Origin of the sequence: Xanthomonas cucurbitae (assembly GCF_002939885.1) — a bacterium.
Lineage (GTDB): Bacteria > Pseudomonadota > Gammaproteobacteria > Xanthomonadales > Xanthomonadaceae > Xanthomonas > Xanthomonas cucurbitae.
In genome coordinates this window covers 77,925-92,531 of the sequence record NZ_MDED01000015.1, presented here as the reverse complement: position 1 = coordinate 92,531, position 14,607 = coordinate 77,925, and the positions used below count along the sequence as shown (strand labels likewise).

Annotated in this window: 6 protein-coding genes and 1 pseudogene; 1 reads left to right on the top strand and 6 read right to left on the bottom strand. The window is 63.1% G+C overall.

Annotated elements, in window-relative coordinates:
• Positions 1–39: 39 nt before the first annotated feature.
• From XcuCFBP2542_RS09955 to XcuCFBP2542_RS09940, 5 genes and pseudogenes are all read right to left on the bottom strand, one after another.
• Positions 40–1,080, bottom strand: a pseudogene (locus tag XcuCFBP2542_RS09955) (cytochrome P450).
• A gap of 116 nt (positions 1,081–1,196) precedes the next feature.
• Complete coding sequence (locus XcuCFBP2542_RS20025) at positions 1,197–1,286, bottom strand: tryptorubin family RiPP precursor (RefSeq protein WP_218956274.1); 90 nt, start codon at positions 1,284–1,286, stop codon at positions 1,197–1,199.
• A 340-nt stretch (positions 1,287–1,626) separates the two neighbouring features.
• On the bottom strand, positions 1,627–3,309 hold the full coding sequence (locus XcuCFBP2542_RS09950) for a glycoside hydrolase family 6 protein (RefSeq protein ID WP_104603423.1): 1,683 nt from the start codon (positions 3,307–3,309) through the stop codon (positions 1,627–1,629).
• 689 nt (positions 3,310–3,998) lie between these two features.
• Positions 3,999–6,935: a TonB-dependent receptor gene (locus tag XcuCFBP2542_RS09945; protein ID WP_104603422.1), complete on the bottom strand. Its 2,937-nt coding sequence runs from the start codon at positions 6,933–6,935 to the stop codon at positions 3,999–4,001.
• A gap of 139 nt (positions 6,936–7,074) precedes the next feature.
• Positions 7,075–10,542, bottom strand: coding sequence for a glycosyl hydrolase 2 galactose-binding domain-containing protein (locus tag XcuCFBP2542_RS09940; protein ID WP_104603421.1), 3,468 nt, complete (start codon positions 10,540–10,542; stop codon positions 7,075–7,077).
• Positions 10,543–10,758: 216 nt separating this feature from the next.
• Here XcuCFBP2542_RS09940 and XcuCFBP2542_RS09935 point away from each other — a divergent pair, with 216 nt between their 5' ends.
• Entirely contained in the window at positions 10,759–12,723 is a 1,965-nt protein-coding gene (locus XcuCFBP2542_RS09935; RefSeq protein WP_104603420.1) for a glycoside hydrolase family 97 protein, read from the top strand.
• A 143-nt stretch (positions 12,724–12,866) separates the two neighbouring features.
• Here the strand turns inward: XcuCFBP2542_RS09935 and XcuCFBP2542_RS09930 are convergent, their stop codons facing one another.
• Entirely contained in the window at positions 12,867–14,354 is a 1,488-nt protein-coding gene (locus tag XcuCFBP2542_RS09930; protein WP_158251446.1) for a neprosin family prolyl endopeptidase, read from the bottom strand.
• Positions 14,355–14,607 lie beyond the last annotated feature (253 nt).

Here is a 14,607-nt window from a genome sequence, read left to right as displayed (position 1 = left end):
CCGATGCAGCGCGGTCACCGTGCAACCAAGCAACCTGCACTAACGGCGCACGACGTCAACCTCTGACACACCTAGCAAACCTGCCAACGGTACCTGCGCCCGGCGTTGCCGTGGGCTGACAGCCAATCCCTGAGCGCGCAGCCTATCCAACAACTGTTCGGCCAGGGGCATCACCATGTGCCTGCCCCAACAACGCTCCGAGGCATGACCGAACGGGAGATAGCCGGGCAGATCATCTGGATCCAGCTGGTCCCAACGCTCAGGACGAAATACCTCGGGAGATTCCCATAACGCAGGATCGCGGTGACTCAACAAGGGCAGGACCAACACATCGTCCTGCACGCCGATGCGGGAATCGAGCAATGGATATTCCGGCGATGCAGTGCGCAAGATATTCCAGGAGGGCGGCAACAGGCGTAGCGATTCGTAGACGATATTCCGGCTGGAACTCCCAGGATCAAAGGGCGATCCCAGCCAAAGCGCATTGGCGACCAGCGTGGAAATGGTGAAGCACACCGGCACGGCAGTTCGTCGATACAAGCCCATCGCGAAGCGACGCGCCTGGTAGCCGTCTGCAGCAGCAGTGAATGTCGCAAGCGCTGACGCATTGGCCTGCAAGCTGAGTGGCGTGATCGCACCGGCAGCGATGACCGCCCAGGTCAGCTTGGGAGTCAGCTCCAGCGTGCGGTCCATCAACACGCGTAACCGCAGTGGATCGCCACCCAGCAACAGATCGCGCAAGTACACATGGCCCACATGCGGCTACGGGCCTGCCAGGTCCACATCTGCCGCGATGGGGCGCTTCAATGCCTCGCGTACATCGCGCCCGATGGCTTGCATCAGTTTGGAGGCATGCGTGCGGGCGATCGATCGCCCCTGTAACGGCTTGAAGGTCGGCCGCTCGCCCTCGGTCGCCGGACGCGCATCGAGCAACCGATGTGTCAGCGTCGGCCCGGCAACACCAACGGTATCTCCGTCCAGCCGAAACATCTCCTTGCCCATGTGCTCGCGCAGGAGCGCGAACAGGCGCGGCGCGAACACAGTCTGCCTGCCGCATTCAGCGGCACTGGATAAAGACATGGAGATCACTCGGCTTCGATAACACCCGCGTCCGGCAAAACACTCACCTCGCGCGGGCGAACACTACCAATAGCACGCTGGATACAAGGCGTTTTCGGCCGCCCTGGTCAGCGCGGTCAGTACCAGATGTACCAGGAGTAGGACTTCAGGCTTTTGTTGGACGCGAGCAGGTTCTTGAGCGAGAACAGCATTTTCATGAGCGACATCCTATTCTGGGGAGTGGTTTACCCTGATGGGCGATGCGCACAATCAATCACGTGTCACACGAGCGGCAATGGTCGCGCCCGCCACGCTAACATACGCCCGGCACTCAGCGACGAACATTGCGTGCGCGCACAGATTCGTCAGAGTGCAGAAACCGTAATGCAGTCATTTTCGTTCTGCAGCACGTAACTTCGTGTCACCTGAAAGCAACCATGGCAGGCAGGTGGCCAGGTAGCCACCCTCGGTTTTCATGCGACATGCGTTCAGCGCAGCGATACCGCAGGAGTCACAAGCTGCCACGCACATCGGCTGGCACCGGCATGCCGGCGCCAGCCGATCGCATCACCTGTTCGGTTTGGTGCGCACCACAGCCGACGGCGTACCCATTCCTGCCGCATTGTTGGCGCTGACCACATACTCGTAGCTGGCAACATTATTGACCCACTGATCGACGAACGAAGCCCCAGCGACATTGGACGCCACCGTCGTGAACGCACTGCCGGCACCACTGCGACGCTGCACCGTGTAGCTGCTCGCACCGATCACCGGCGACCAACTCAGCTTGACGCGGCGATCGCCGACGGTGGCGATGAGACCACGCGTTGCCTCAGGCACTGCGATCGGCGCAGGCCGCACTGTTGCCGCACTGGCCGTGGCGATCACCGGGTACGCATTGTTCACCAGCTCCACGAATTGGTTGTGGAACCAGGCGCCGGAGATCGGTGCGCTGGGGAAGGCACCGGTCAACACGCCATCGGCCGTGGTGTAGGTGGGATCGCACATGCGGTCGAAGCCCTTGCCCTCGTTGTTCGCGATGAGTGAGCTGGAACCATCGGATTCGCCCGGTGGCTTGACCCAGGCGTAGGCATCCAGATGCGGACCCGGCGCCGCCGTGGGCAGCTCGCCAATGCCGGCGCCCTTCTGATTGCACCAGTTGCCACGATGCAGACGGCGATCGATGCGGCCGGAATTGACGTAGCTGGTGACGTCGTTCCCGAACGCGCCACTCGGACGATTCGGCCCACCCCAACCATTGCGGCCCGTATCGATGATGAAGCCGATGGTGCTGGGCCAGCCCGCGCTGACGAAGCCATTGTACAAGGCCTGGGTAAAATCGGTCTCGTCGAAATATGGGTTCCATTCGTAGTATTTCGACGACTTGATCGGCTGCCCGTTGATGCTCAAATCGGGATTGGGGAGATTCGGTTCGTTCAACGGCGTGGTATTGGCGGTATTGGTGACGAACCCATCCACGCTCGCAAGGCCAGAACTGGTGCCCTGCACCACCCGGGTATACAGCGAAATCGATGGACCACGATTACTGTCCCAACCCAACCAGCCGGAGTGCCCGATATCCAGATAGTTGTAGGTATTGGAAACGGCATGCAGCTTGTTGATGGCGTATTTGATGCCCTCCTCGTAAATACCGATGGAGCTGGCCAGCGCGCAGCGCATGTCGTTCAAATTGGTGACCAGATTCGGCAAGCTGTCCGGCTCGATCACATTGACGATGCGGATATCCTTGTACTTCGGATCGGCGAAGATCGCGGCAATGACGTCGATATACTCTTTCTTGTAACGGTCCAGCGCTGCCGGCGTCAGCGGCAGCTCGCCATTGGAAGCAAGTGCATGACAATCGCGGCCCGGCAGGTTGTAGATGACGAAGCTGGCGGTGATCGGCATATTGGGCTTTTTCTGTGCCAAGGCCGCATCCAGGTGGCCGCGCAACCCCAGCCGCCCGGCGTTCTGGGAGCCGCCGCTGATCGCGGCAATGCGATCCAGCCACACCGCAGTGGGATAGGTCTTGACCACGCCCATCTGGGCCTTCAGCGTCGCACCTTTCACCTTTGCAATCGATGCATCGACCTTCTTGGCGTAGTCGGGATTGACATACCCGCTCGCACCCACGAACGGATTGTCGACATGGGCTTGCGCGCCCACCGCCCCGATCACGAACGGATTCACTGCCAATAGCGAAAACGCCAGCGAGCGCTTGAGATTGCGACGAATGCCTTTCCTGGTCATGACCTTCACCTTTATTGATCTTCGGATGGTTGGTACGAACGTTGGATTGCGGCGCGTCCTTTCGGCAGCCTTGCCTTGTCGTTCAAAACACTCGTCGGATCGTTTCCGAGGCCGGCCGAAAACGCTCCATCGACGCACGGCCGAAGAGAATTTCTGGAAGTTATGTCGGCAGCGCCCAGGACAACGCGCAGCCTGGGATGGCTGCCGATTCCTGAAAACTTGCCTGTCACCTCAGACGCGTCGAAGGCCTGGATATCGCGACGACATTATCTTCGCGACGGCAGCCTGCGTAATGTTCGGAGTGTCTCCAGGGAGCGATTGAGCGAGCAGCATCGATGCTGTGCCTGCGAACGGGTGATCGTGTTCGCCAGGCGGAAACTACGCCGCATACCTGGCATAAGCAATCGTCAAACATTGCGTTTGCACACAGATCCAGAGACTGTCCATGGCGACATTTCGACTGCGGGCATTACGCCACAAACGGACGTGCCATTCCGCACAAAAAACGGTCGCATCGCTTCCCGACGATGCGACCGAATGGGAGGGTACCCGGCGTTGACGCCGGGCGTACTGCAGCGCCGGACAACCGGCGACGGGAAGAACGCGCAATCACCACTTGGAGAGGACACACGGTAGAGCCTGTGTGGCACGCCACGCGAGAATGGCGTGCCACACGAGGGCAGGTCTGGTCAGAAACGCAGGCGTAGGCCAGCGTAGTAACGACGCTCGAAGATGTTCTGGTCGTAGTAGTGGTTGCTCCACTGCGCGTAACGACGCTCGCTTTGCCCGGTCAGGTTGGTGGCCTGGGCGTACAGCGTGAGGTGATCGTTGACGTCGTAGCTGAGCGACGCATCCAGGTAGCCCACGTCGTCGTTCCAGATTGCCAGCTTGTCGCCCCATGCGCCGCTATTGATCTGGCTGAAGCGCTTGCTGCGCCAGTTATAGGCCACACGCGCCTGCAATCTGTCTTTCTGATACCACAGCACCGCGTTGGCCTGGTGCCTGGAATTATCGCCGATCGGCAGTGTATTTCCCTGGATATCGGTGTTGTCGGTGTCGGCATCGGAGAACGTGTAGTTGAGGTTGGTGCCGAAACCGCTGAGCCAGCCTGGCAGGAAATCGAAGGCCTGCTGATAACCGATCTCGAATCCCTTGATCTTGCCGCCACCACCATTGACGATGCGCTCCACCGGGCCGCCCAGGCGTGCCACGCCATCGGCATCGGGCAGTGGCTCGATGTTGGTGACGGTGGTGGGGAAGGACTTCACGTCGATCAGGAAGGCACCCACGCTGAGCAGCGAGGCATCGGCGAAATACCATTCCCACGAGGCGTTGTAGTTGGTGGCGCGGTACGGATCCAGATCCGGATTGCCGGAGCGGCCATTGAGGAACAGCACCGCATCCGATGGCAATGCGGGATTGCGCGGCGGCGTACCGTTGACGGCGTAGAAACTCACCAGGCCACGACCGAGATCGGGCAGGTCCTGACGTGCCACAGCCTTGTTATAGGCAAAGCGCAGCTTCTGCGCGTCGGTGATGTCCAGCGACAGGTTGGCACTGGGCAACACGTCGGTGTATTGCCGGTTCAGGCGATTGGTGCCGATCGCAGGACTCACGCCGTTCCATTCGACGTTGCCGATAAAGACATTGCCACTGCTCAGGTATTGATCGATCGCCAGCTTGGTCTGCACGATGCGCGCGCCGATATTGGCCGTCCACGGCACGCGGCTACCAATGCCACCCTCCAGATTGGCGAGGAAGTACGCCGCGCTGCTCTTCTCGGTGACCTGATAGGAATCGGCGGCCTGCTGGTAGGCCACGTTGCCCGGATACAGGCTGTTGAGATAGGCGACCGGGTCTTTCATCACCTGCGGGTTGATCGCCGGCAGCCCCTGCGGCCCCAGGCCGTTGACCTTGAGCGGATCGAAGTCGTTGAAGTAGGCCCAATAGCCGGGGATGGTATTGAATGGCAGCAGGCGTGCCTCGGACACGCCGCTGCAGGTGTCGACGATCAGCGGATCCTTGAAGTAATACAGCGAACGGTTCGGATCGGCACACGCGGTGGAGACCGGCGACAGGTAGCGATAGGTGTCCAGTTTGAAATCGCGCTCGCCGTAACGGATGCCGAACTGGAAGCCGCGAACAACGCCATCGTCGAACTCGAACGTGCCGTCGGCGCGGAACGCATCCATCGTGGCTTCGATCTTGTTGCCCTGTGCCCAGGTGGACATCAGCTGCCAGTTGTCCGGATTGGACACGTCGGTACCAAGATTGACCGCCGGATAGGTACCGCGGAAATCCACCGAGGCATCCACCACCGGCAAACCGTTGGCGTTGGCCCATTGGCTGACGCCACCGGCGCGGGTGATGCGGTCGCCGCGCGTCACCACCGCATCGGCGCGGGCTTCGTCGTAGGTGCGCTGCGCATCGCCATGCACCCAGCGGAACGAGGCACGGAACGGGCCGCCGTCGTCGTAGCGCAATTCCAGATTGGTATTGAGCGCGTCCGAATCAGCCACGCCGGCCATGGAGTGCGCCTGGAAGCGGTTGTAGCGGAATTGGCCGTACTCGAGCACGCCGTTGGGATCGACCACCGATCCCGGCTGCAACTGATTGGTCGCCCAGCCGGTATGCAGCTGCGCGGCCACCGAGGTATCGTGATCTTCGAGCTTGGTGTAGGCCGCATCGGCCAGCACCGTCCAGGAGTCGTTGATATTGAACTGGAACGAGCCATTGATGCCGGTACGCTGGCGATCGGTGCTGCGGTTGTCCAGCTCGGTGGCCACCCAGTTGTAGAAATAATCGCGCGGCAGGTTGGACGGATCGGTGTTGCTACCGATGCGGCCGTCGCCGTTGAAGTCGAAGCCCACGTTCTGCTCGGTGGACTTCTGCGCGCCATTGGAATACACGCTGGGGTGCTTGTTCTCCAGCGTGGCATCGGAGTAGGACACCGCCAGCAACGCGCCCCAGCGCTCGGTGCGGAAGCTGGCCAACCCCGAATACAGCTGATTGGGTTCCTGCACGCGATCGCCGTACGACCCCTCGGCCTGGCCGCTGAAGGTCCAGCCTTCCGGCAATTCGAACGGGCGACGGGTCTTCAGCGAGACGGTGCCGCTGATGCCGCCATCCAGATCCGCGGCAGTGGGTGACTTGATGACATCCACACCGCTGAACAGCGTCGGCGGAATGTCGACGAAATCCGGCTGCGCGCGGCCGATGTTGGGCTGGCCGTACTGGTCGCCGCCACCGGCACTCAGGTACATTTCGCCGTTCATGGTGGTCTGCACCTGCGGCATGCCACGAATGTTGAGCTGCGAGCCCTCGCCGGCCGAGCGCCGGATCTGCACCCCCGGCACCCGCTGCAGCGAGTCGGTGATGGTGACGTCGGGCAGCTTGCCGATGTCTTCAGCCGAGATCGAATCGATAATCTGCGCGGCGGTGCGCTTGTTCTCGATCGCCTCGGCCTGCGCGCCGCGCACGCCCTTGACCAGGATCTTGTCCAGCTCGGTGACGCCGTTGCCGGTGCCCGCATCCTGCGCGGCAGCATGTGCAGCCACCAGTGCAAGCGCCGCCGCCAGCGCGGCGGCCAATGGGGTGTGATGGGTACTGCGAGACAGCTTGTTCATGGTCCCCTCCCAGGGATGACGACAAATCCACGACCGTTTCGAATGGCAGTGCCAAGGCACTGCGGTGTTGGCTGACCTACCGCACGGCAGGTCAGTGCGAATGCCGTGCACGCCACGGCACTTCAGCTCGCAGACGCATCTACGGCGATCCGTTGCCCGCGTCTGTCGAAGGTTCAACGTTCCACCCGCGCACCTGCAGCCGGGCAGTGCGCAGGACGGCGGCAGCCGGGCCGCGAATCTCGATCTCGCGCTGTTCGCCGGGCACCAGGCTCAGGTAGTTATCGCTGTAGTACGCCGGCAGGATGCGCTGCCCTTGCGCATCGACCAGCGTCAGCTTGGTATTCAATGCCACCTGCGGCGAGCGATTGCGCACGCTGGCGCGCAACACCGGTTCGGCAGCGTCGTCGAGCCGGGTAGCGATCTGCACCGGCACCGTTGCCAGTGCATCCAGACCACGCATGGCCTGCGCATCGCGCGCCACCCAGTAAAAGTTGCGCGACCGCACCAGCCCATCGTGGTCCAGTAGCTGCAGGCGTACGAAGCCCAATCCGTCGGTGGCCTGCAGCGCCGGCGCCAGTTGCAGCACCGGTGCCGACACCGCCACCGCTGCAGCGTCCAGCGCTTGTTCGTGCTGTTGCAGCAGCGCGCCTTGCGCCGAGTAGATCTCTGCTCGCACGCGCAGGTTGGCAACCGGTGTGGGGGCATTGTTCACCACCACCTCGTGCCCTGGCAGGTTCATCTGCACATGCAACATTTCGGCCGCGTTGCGCACACCGTAATACGCCGCGTGGGTGTCGTAATCGTGGCTGTAGATCTGCCACATGTTGCTGGGCCAGGCCGGATGGCTCATCCACAACAACCGCCCGCTGTTCCTGGTCCACAGCTGCGCGTTGAAGCCTTCGAAGATGGCGCGATGGGTTTCGTAGTTGAGCAATTGCGCCTTGCGCTCGAAGTCCTCCAGGCCGGTCGGCGCACCCAGTTTATCGGTCAGCGAACGCATGAAACTGGCGGTATCGCCGTTACCGGACTGATGCCAGTCGTGGTAGGCCCAGACATCGCCGATCGGCCACTGATCGGGCGCTGTCGGAACCGAGGCTTTGAACGATTCGAGTGTGGAGAACGAGGGCGTTCCCACTTCCACCGAAAACCCCTGCGCCAGCGCCGTGAAGTAGGCAGTCGGTTCGCGGTAGTTGTAGGGCCCACTGCTCTGCAGATTGATTTCGTTGGAGCTGCCGGTGTACCAGCGCGTGCCGTCCAGTTCGGCAACCAGCTTGTCTAGCCCTTCATTGAGGATGGGAGCCGGCACGCCCTCGTTGCGACCGAACCACAGCACGATGGAAGGATGGTTGCGGAAGCGCTGGATGACCTCGGCCGCGTTGTCCAGGAACAACGCCGCATCGGCCGGCTCCACGTTGTAGTTCTGCGTGGACTGCCAGAAATCGTTAAGGACCAGCATGCCGTATTCGTCGGCAAGGTCGAAGAAGCTGGCTTGCGTGTTCTGCCCAACCCAGTTGCGTACCACGTTGAAATGCGCCTCGCGCTGCAGGCGGAAGTACGGCTCCAGGCGCTCGCGCGATACCCGCTTGCGCCAATCGTCCATGCCCCAATTGCCGCCCTTCACCGCGATCCGCACCCCGTTCATGCGCAGCACCAGGTGCGGCGCCAGCGTGGTGTCGTCCAGCGGCTGCACCGCCGGCGAGCCGAGCGCGCCGGGATACAGCGATTGCGCATTGCCGCCGGGAACGGCATGGATCGCCTCGTGACGCACATCCACGATACGCTCGCCGCGTTGGCGTGCCTGGTTGAAATCCACCAGCACCCGCCGCAGCGCACCGCCCTCATCGAACAGCGACAATTCGTAGCTGACCTGGCGAATGCCGAAACGCACCTGCTGTGCGTCCGACTGCGCACCCGCCACTTCCACCCCCACCTGCAAGGTGTACAGCGCCGGCTCGCCATAGCCGTTGGGCCACCACAGCCGCGGATTGGCGATGCGTAGCTGCGGCGTATCGGCAGCGGTCAGCTTTAGCGTGCTGCCGCCGGCCGGCACGCGCACCTCGCGCTGGATGTGTATATCGCCTAATGCCAGCTGCACCGTGCCCTGTACTGCGGCGGCAGAGTCGTTGCGCAGCGGCAGGTTGATCTCCAGTTCGGCGTGACGGTGATCCGCTGCCAGACCGGCGGTCACCACCTGGACATCGCCGATCGCCAGCGGGCCGCTCGCATGCAGCTGCACGTCCTGCCACAGCCCGGCATTGCGATCGCGCACCGCCGGAATCCAGTCCCAGCCCTCACTGGCGATGAAGGTGGGCCCGTCCAGCGCCTGCATGCCGCCGTTCTCGCCCACCCCGGCGGCCATCGACTGCTCGTGTGCGATGCCCGGATGTGGCGGCGGCGACACGCGCACCGCGACGATATTGCGACCAGGCCTGAGCTGCGTGCTGACATCGAAGCGCCCGCGCGCAAAGGCACCGCGCGTGCGTCCGAGCTGGACGCCGTTGACCCAGATCTCGCCGGCATAGTTGATGCCGTTGAACACCAGCTCCAACCGCTTGCCCTGTGCGGCAGCAGGCAGATCGAAACGACTGCGGTACCACCAGTCCTGGCGGCTCAGGGATTCGGGAATGGCCATGTTGTTGAGGCCGATATCCGGATCCGGATACACGCCGCGATCGACCAGCGTGGTGAGCACCGTGCCTGGAACCGTGGCGACATGCCAGGTGTCTACGCCGGCCACCTCATCGCCGCGCGACAGGCCTGCACCCGTGGCGCTCCCGAGGTCCGAGGCCGCCGCCAGTTGCCAGCCACCCACGCGCCATGCAGTGGTGTCCAGCGGTTGCAGCACGGGCGCCGCGACGACCGGCCTGGCCACCGGCACGGGAAACGGTGCGGCGCTGCGCGGCAACGTGGCGGCGGCCTGTGGCGCGACCTGGCCGGTCATCTGCTTGACCTGCACACGCCACGCCGGCGATGCCTCCTCGAAACGCTGCAAGGCCGACTCCGGCCGCTTGGCCGCCTGCTGCACGATGGCTGCGGCTTCCAGCGCGCCGGCATGCGCGGCGAAGCCGGCAATCTCGCCGCCGAAATGCTGCGTGTAGGCGGCCGGTTGCTGGCGCGGACCAAAGACCAGCATCGGCGCAACTGCGGCCTGACGCACGCTGCCGCTGGCAACCTGGCGGCCATTGGCGTAAAGGGTCAGCCGTCCACCACGCGCCACCACCGCCACATGCGTCCACACGCCCGCAGGCAACGCCTGCCTGCTGCGCAGCACCGCATCGCCCCCTTGCACAAAGCCGAGCCTGCCCTGTTCGATCGCGAAGTAACGCCCGGCGGCCGATGGATCGCCCACCCCGGCAATCAACGCCGGCCCGCTGATGGCAGGCGATGGCCGCACCCAGCCGGACACGCTCCAGTCCGCATCGGCGGCCAGCAATGGTGTCTGCGCCGCCAGCGTCTTGGTCAGCCCCATGCCGCCGGTCAATACGCGCACATCGTACGGGCCGGGTGGTTGTCCATCGACCGGTGCGGCCTGTACCGCACCCCAGCCCATGCAACCACACAGCAACCACAGCGCTCCACGGCGGAGCGCATTGCGAACCATCAGCATTAGAGGCCTCTCCCAAGCTCTATTGCCAAGCAACGGTGCACACCGCTGCCACGCGATCAGCGAGCGGCGAACGCCGTCTTGCCGATGCCCTGCAATGGTGCCGCCCGTGGCTGCCGCCCCTGTTTCAGCGGCCATGGTGCGAGGTAACGTTACCCCAGCGCGATATCGACGACAACCGTTCTGGGTTAGGGTTGACGCTTCCAGGAGGAGGGACTCATGCGAAACCTGATCCAGTCCGTAGTACCGGCGGCCTGCGCGCTGCTGTGCCTGATCGCTGTGCCCGCCGCCGCGCAAGCGCTGCACGTGCAGTCGCCCGATGCACGCACGCGCGTGGAATTCTCGCTACGCGACGGCGGTGTGCCCAGTTACCGTGTGCTGTATCGCAACAACGTGGTGCTCGACGACGCGCCACTCGGATTGGACCTGGGCAGGGCCGATAAACTCGGTCGCGGTATGACGGTGTCCGGCAGCAGTATCGACACCCACGACAGCCGCTTCACGCTGCAGGTCGGCAAGACGCGGCAGGTGCGCGATCACTATCGGCAACTACGTGTGCAGCTGACCGACCCGCAACGCCGGCCGCTGACGATCGAATTGCGTGCCTACGACGATGGCGTCGCGCTGCGCTATGTCTTGCCCGATGCCGGGCAGGTGCGCATCCGCAACGAACTGACCAGTTTCGCGTTCCCGCGCGACTACCCATGCTGGACCTTGAACCTGGGCCGTTTCGGCACCAGCCACGAGGGCGAGTACGACGCCATCGCTGCGTCGAAACTGCGGCCGCACAATCTGCTCGAACTTCCGCTGGTCTGCCAGACCGATGCGAAAGGCACCACGCTGGCGATCGGCGAGGCGAATCTGCGCGACTACGCGGGGCTGTATCTCACCGGGCGCAGCGAGGGCGGGCTGGGCGTCTCGGCGAAGTTGTCGCCGCGTCTGGACGACCCGTCACTGGCAGTGCGCATCGATGCCAAGGGACGCGATTTCGCAACCCCATGGCGGGTCATCCTGTTGGGCGACACACCGGCCAGCCTGATCGAATCCACGCTGATGTCCGCGCTCAATCCACCACCGGCGTTCGATGCGAGCTGGGTGCGCGCGGGCAAGTCGGCGTGGGACTGGTGGTCGGGCAACCTGGCCAGCGGCGTGGCCGATCCGGGCATGAACACCGCCACCATCCGGCGCTACATCGATCACGCCCAGCAGTTGAAGCTGCAGTACATGCTGATCGACGACGGCTGGTTTCACGGCAGTACCGGCGATGGCCAATACAACGCCGATGCCGACATCCGCCGCCCGGTGGAGCAACTGGACCTACCAGGCCTGGTGGCCTATGCGCGCGAGCGCAACGTGGGCCTGTGGTTGTGGGCGCACTGGCGCGCGCTCGATGCGCAGATGGATCAGGCGCTGGCGTGGTACCAGCAACTGGGCATCAAGGGCATCAAGGTCGACTTCATGGACCGCGATGACCAGCAGATGGTGGATTTCTACCATCGTCTGTTGGCCAAGGCTGCAGAGCACAAGCTGCTGGTGAACCTGCATGGGGCTTACCATCCCACCGGGTTGACCCGCACTTTTCCTAACTACCTGACCCAGGAGGGCGTGCTGGGCGCCGAGTACAACAAGTGGACCTCCCGCATCACCGCCACCCACAACCTCACGCTGCCGTTCACGCGCATGCTGCTTGGGCCGATGGACTACACGCCCGGTGGTTTCCGTAATGTGCGCCCGTCCGAGTTCAAGTGGCAGCACATCGCCCCGCAGGTGATGACCACCCGTGCACAGCAGCTGGCGATGTATGTGGTTTATGAAAGCCCGTTTGCGGTGGTAGCCGACAGCCCGGAGCAGTACGAGAACGTGCCGGCTGCGCAATTCTTGCGCGATGTGCCGGCCAGCTGGGACGAAACACGCGCACTGGACGGTGCCATCGGCGAACACATCGCACTGGCGCGACGTAGCGGCACCGACTGGTACATCGGCGCAATGACCAACGAGCAGGCGCGTACGCTAGCGCTGCCCCTGTCGTTTCTGGACAAAGGCAACTGGGTCGCCACGATCTATGCCGACGGCCAATCACCCACCGATGTCCATATCGAAACACGCACGCTCAATCGCCAGGACACCTTGCAGCTGACACTGGCCGCAAGCGGTGGCGCTGCGGTCAGGCTGCAGAAAAAGTAGCAAGGCCGTGCTGCGGAAACGTGATCGCGTGTACCTTGCACGCGATCACGATTTCAGCATGCGATGCCGTCAGCGCATCACGGCATCGCAGCCATTGACTCGGCCACGCCGCATGCACCGACGCAGTGCATGCGGCGCACTACTCAGCGCGTGCAGCCAGGTCCGCCGAAATAGAAACCGCCGTTCTTCATTTCCGGCGACAGGCTGGTGCGGGTGACGCCCGCGCCTAGGGCAAACGGATAGGCAAAGCCTGCAATGGCCATCGTATAGCACGCAGGTTGCTTCACATTCATCGACGACAGGCGCTGCGCCGGGTGAGTCACCAGTTCCGCATCGCGATAGAAGTGGTTGGCCTGGAAGGCTGCCTGGCGATAGCCGGCCGCAGCGAAACGACCACTGCCCATCGGGGCGCTGGGGCGACCATCCCAAGTGGAGATCTCCCCCCCCGCAGAGATGTAGATCTTTGAACTTCCTTCGGCCAGCTCGCCTTCGTACAGCTCGGCCTTGTAGTAACCGATCCATTCGCCGTTCAAGCGGAACCACCAATAGCCATCGGCATTACGCTGGAATTCCACACGCATCATCGCCTGCGCCCCGCCAGCGGTGCTGTAGCCACTGGGTGGTGGGGCACCAAGCACGTTGGCAGTACTGACCTGCACGAAGTCGGCGCAGTCGAGATTGTGACAGCCCGTGTGGGCATAGCCGTCCTGGGTCGAATAGATGAACAGCAACGGTCGCGTGCCCCAATTTGCAGCCGGCTGGGTCTGCCAGCCTGCTTCCACGGTCTGAGCCAGGCCTGCGCTGCTATTGCCAACCAGCCAGATCTGGCTGATCGACTGGGCATCGTTGTCGCCCACTGCGGGCACCCAGGTATTGAGGTCAGCGCCGGCGCCGGTCACTGGCGAGCCGGCGGTGTCCAGATAGACGACGGAGTGATAGTGCTGCACCAACGAAACATCCCGTACCGCCGATACCGTCGCAGCCTGCTGCGCGGGTGCGATCGCACGCGGCGTGGTGCCACGCAGAAAGCTGCGCAGATCTGCATGCTTGCTCATGTCCGACAGGCCAACCCGTTCAAGCGGCACACTCCCGGCATCGCAACGCTGTGCGGTATCGGTCGCAGTCAATGCGCCGGTGCCTGCATCCATGGTGGGTGGTGCCACCAGTGGGCTGCCATCGCGCAGTGCTGGTTGCTGCTCGCGCGGAATACAGTCGAATACCTTGCCGCCCTGATGCACGCTGCGCAGGACCGTCACTCCGTTATAGCGATTGAACAGATAACGCTGCATCTCGGCGAACGCGGTGGGGTTGGCGACCTTGGCCGACGCGCCGCGCCTGGCGTAGCTAAGCTGTGCCTGCGCGTCAAGAAACTGCTTGAATTCGCTCGTGACCTGCGGGAACGCGCGCGAGGCTGCGGTAAGCAACACGGTGTCCTGTTGCACGGCTGCGACGCGTGCGGTTGCAGGCGTTTGCAGCAGCGGCGGCATCACGGCATCGACCTCGCGGTCGCGCGTTGCAGAGATCGATGGTGGCAACAGCGTGGCGGCGATGCTGGCCGGAGCCAATACGCAAACAGCGAGCGCGGTCAAGGCACGGCCGATCACGATCGGCCGAGTAAAAGTACAACTCATGGATGTTTCCCCTGTACGCCGAAAAGAAGCGGCCTGCATGCGGCGCAGCCTGCAGACAGCACCAACACGATGCAAGGGCATACCGATGTTCACCTGGATATGCACGACTGCCGTGAAGGCGTGCAGATACTAGTAGTTGCGTTCGCAGGGACAAGGGCAATTGCGTGTTGCGTGACATGCAGCACGCGAAGAATGCGATATGCCATACAACTCTGTAGTTGCTGTCCGACGACACTTGTGCGTACGGTAGGCA

Coding starts and splice junctions, on each gene's coding strand:
- XcuCFBP2542_RS20025 (WP_218956274.1), bottom strand. CDS start 1,286: ATGTCGCTCATGAAAATGCTGTTCTCGCTCAAGAACCTGCTCGCGTCC.
- XcuCFBP2542_RS09950 (WP_104603423.1), bottom strand. CDS start 3,309: ATGACCAGGAAAGGCATTCGTCGCAATCTCAAGCGCTCGCTGGCGTTT.
- XcuCFBP2542_RS09945 (WP_104603422.1), bottom strand. CDS start 6,935: ATGAACAAGCTGTCTCGCAGTACCCATCACACCCCATTGGCCGCCGCG.
- XcuCFBP2542_RS09940 (WP_104603421.1), bottom strand. CDS start 10,542: ATGCTGATGGTTCGCAATGCGCTCCGCCGTGGAGCGCTGTGGTTGCTG.
- XcuCFBP2542_RS09935 (WP_104603420.1), top strand. CDS start 10,759: ATGCGAAACCTGATCCAGTCCGTAGTACCGGCGGCCTGCGCGCTGCTG.
- XcuCFBP2542_RS09930 (WP_158251446.1), bottom strand. CDS start 14,354: ATGAGTTGTACTTTTACTCGGCCGATCGTGATCGGCCGTGCCTTGACC.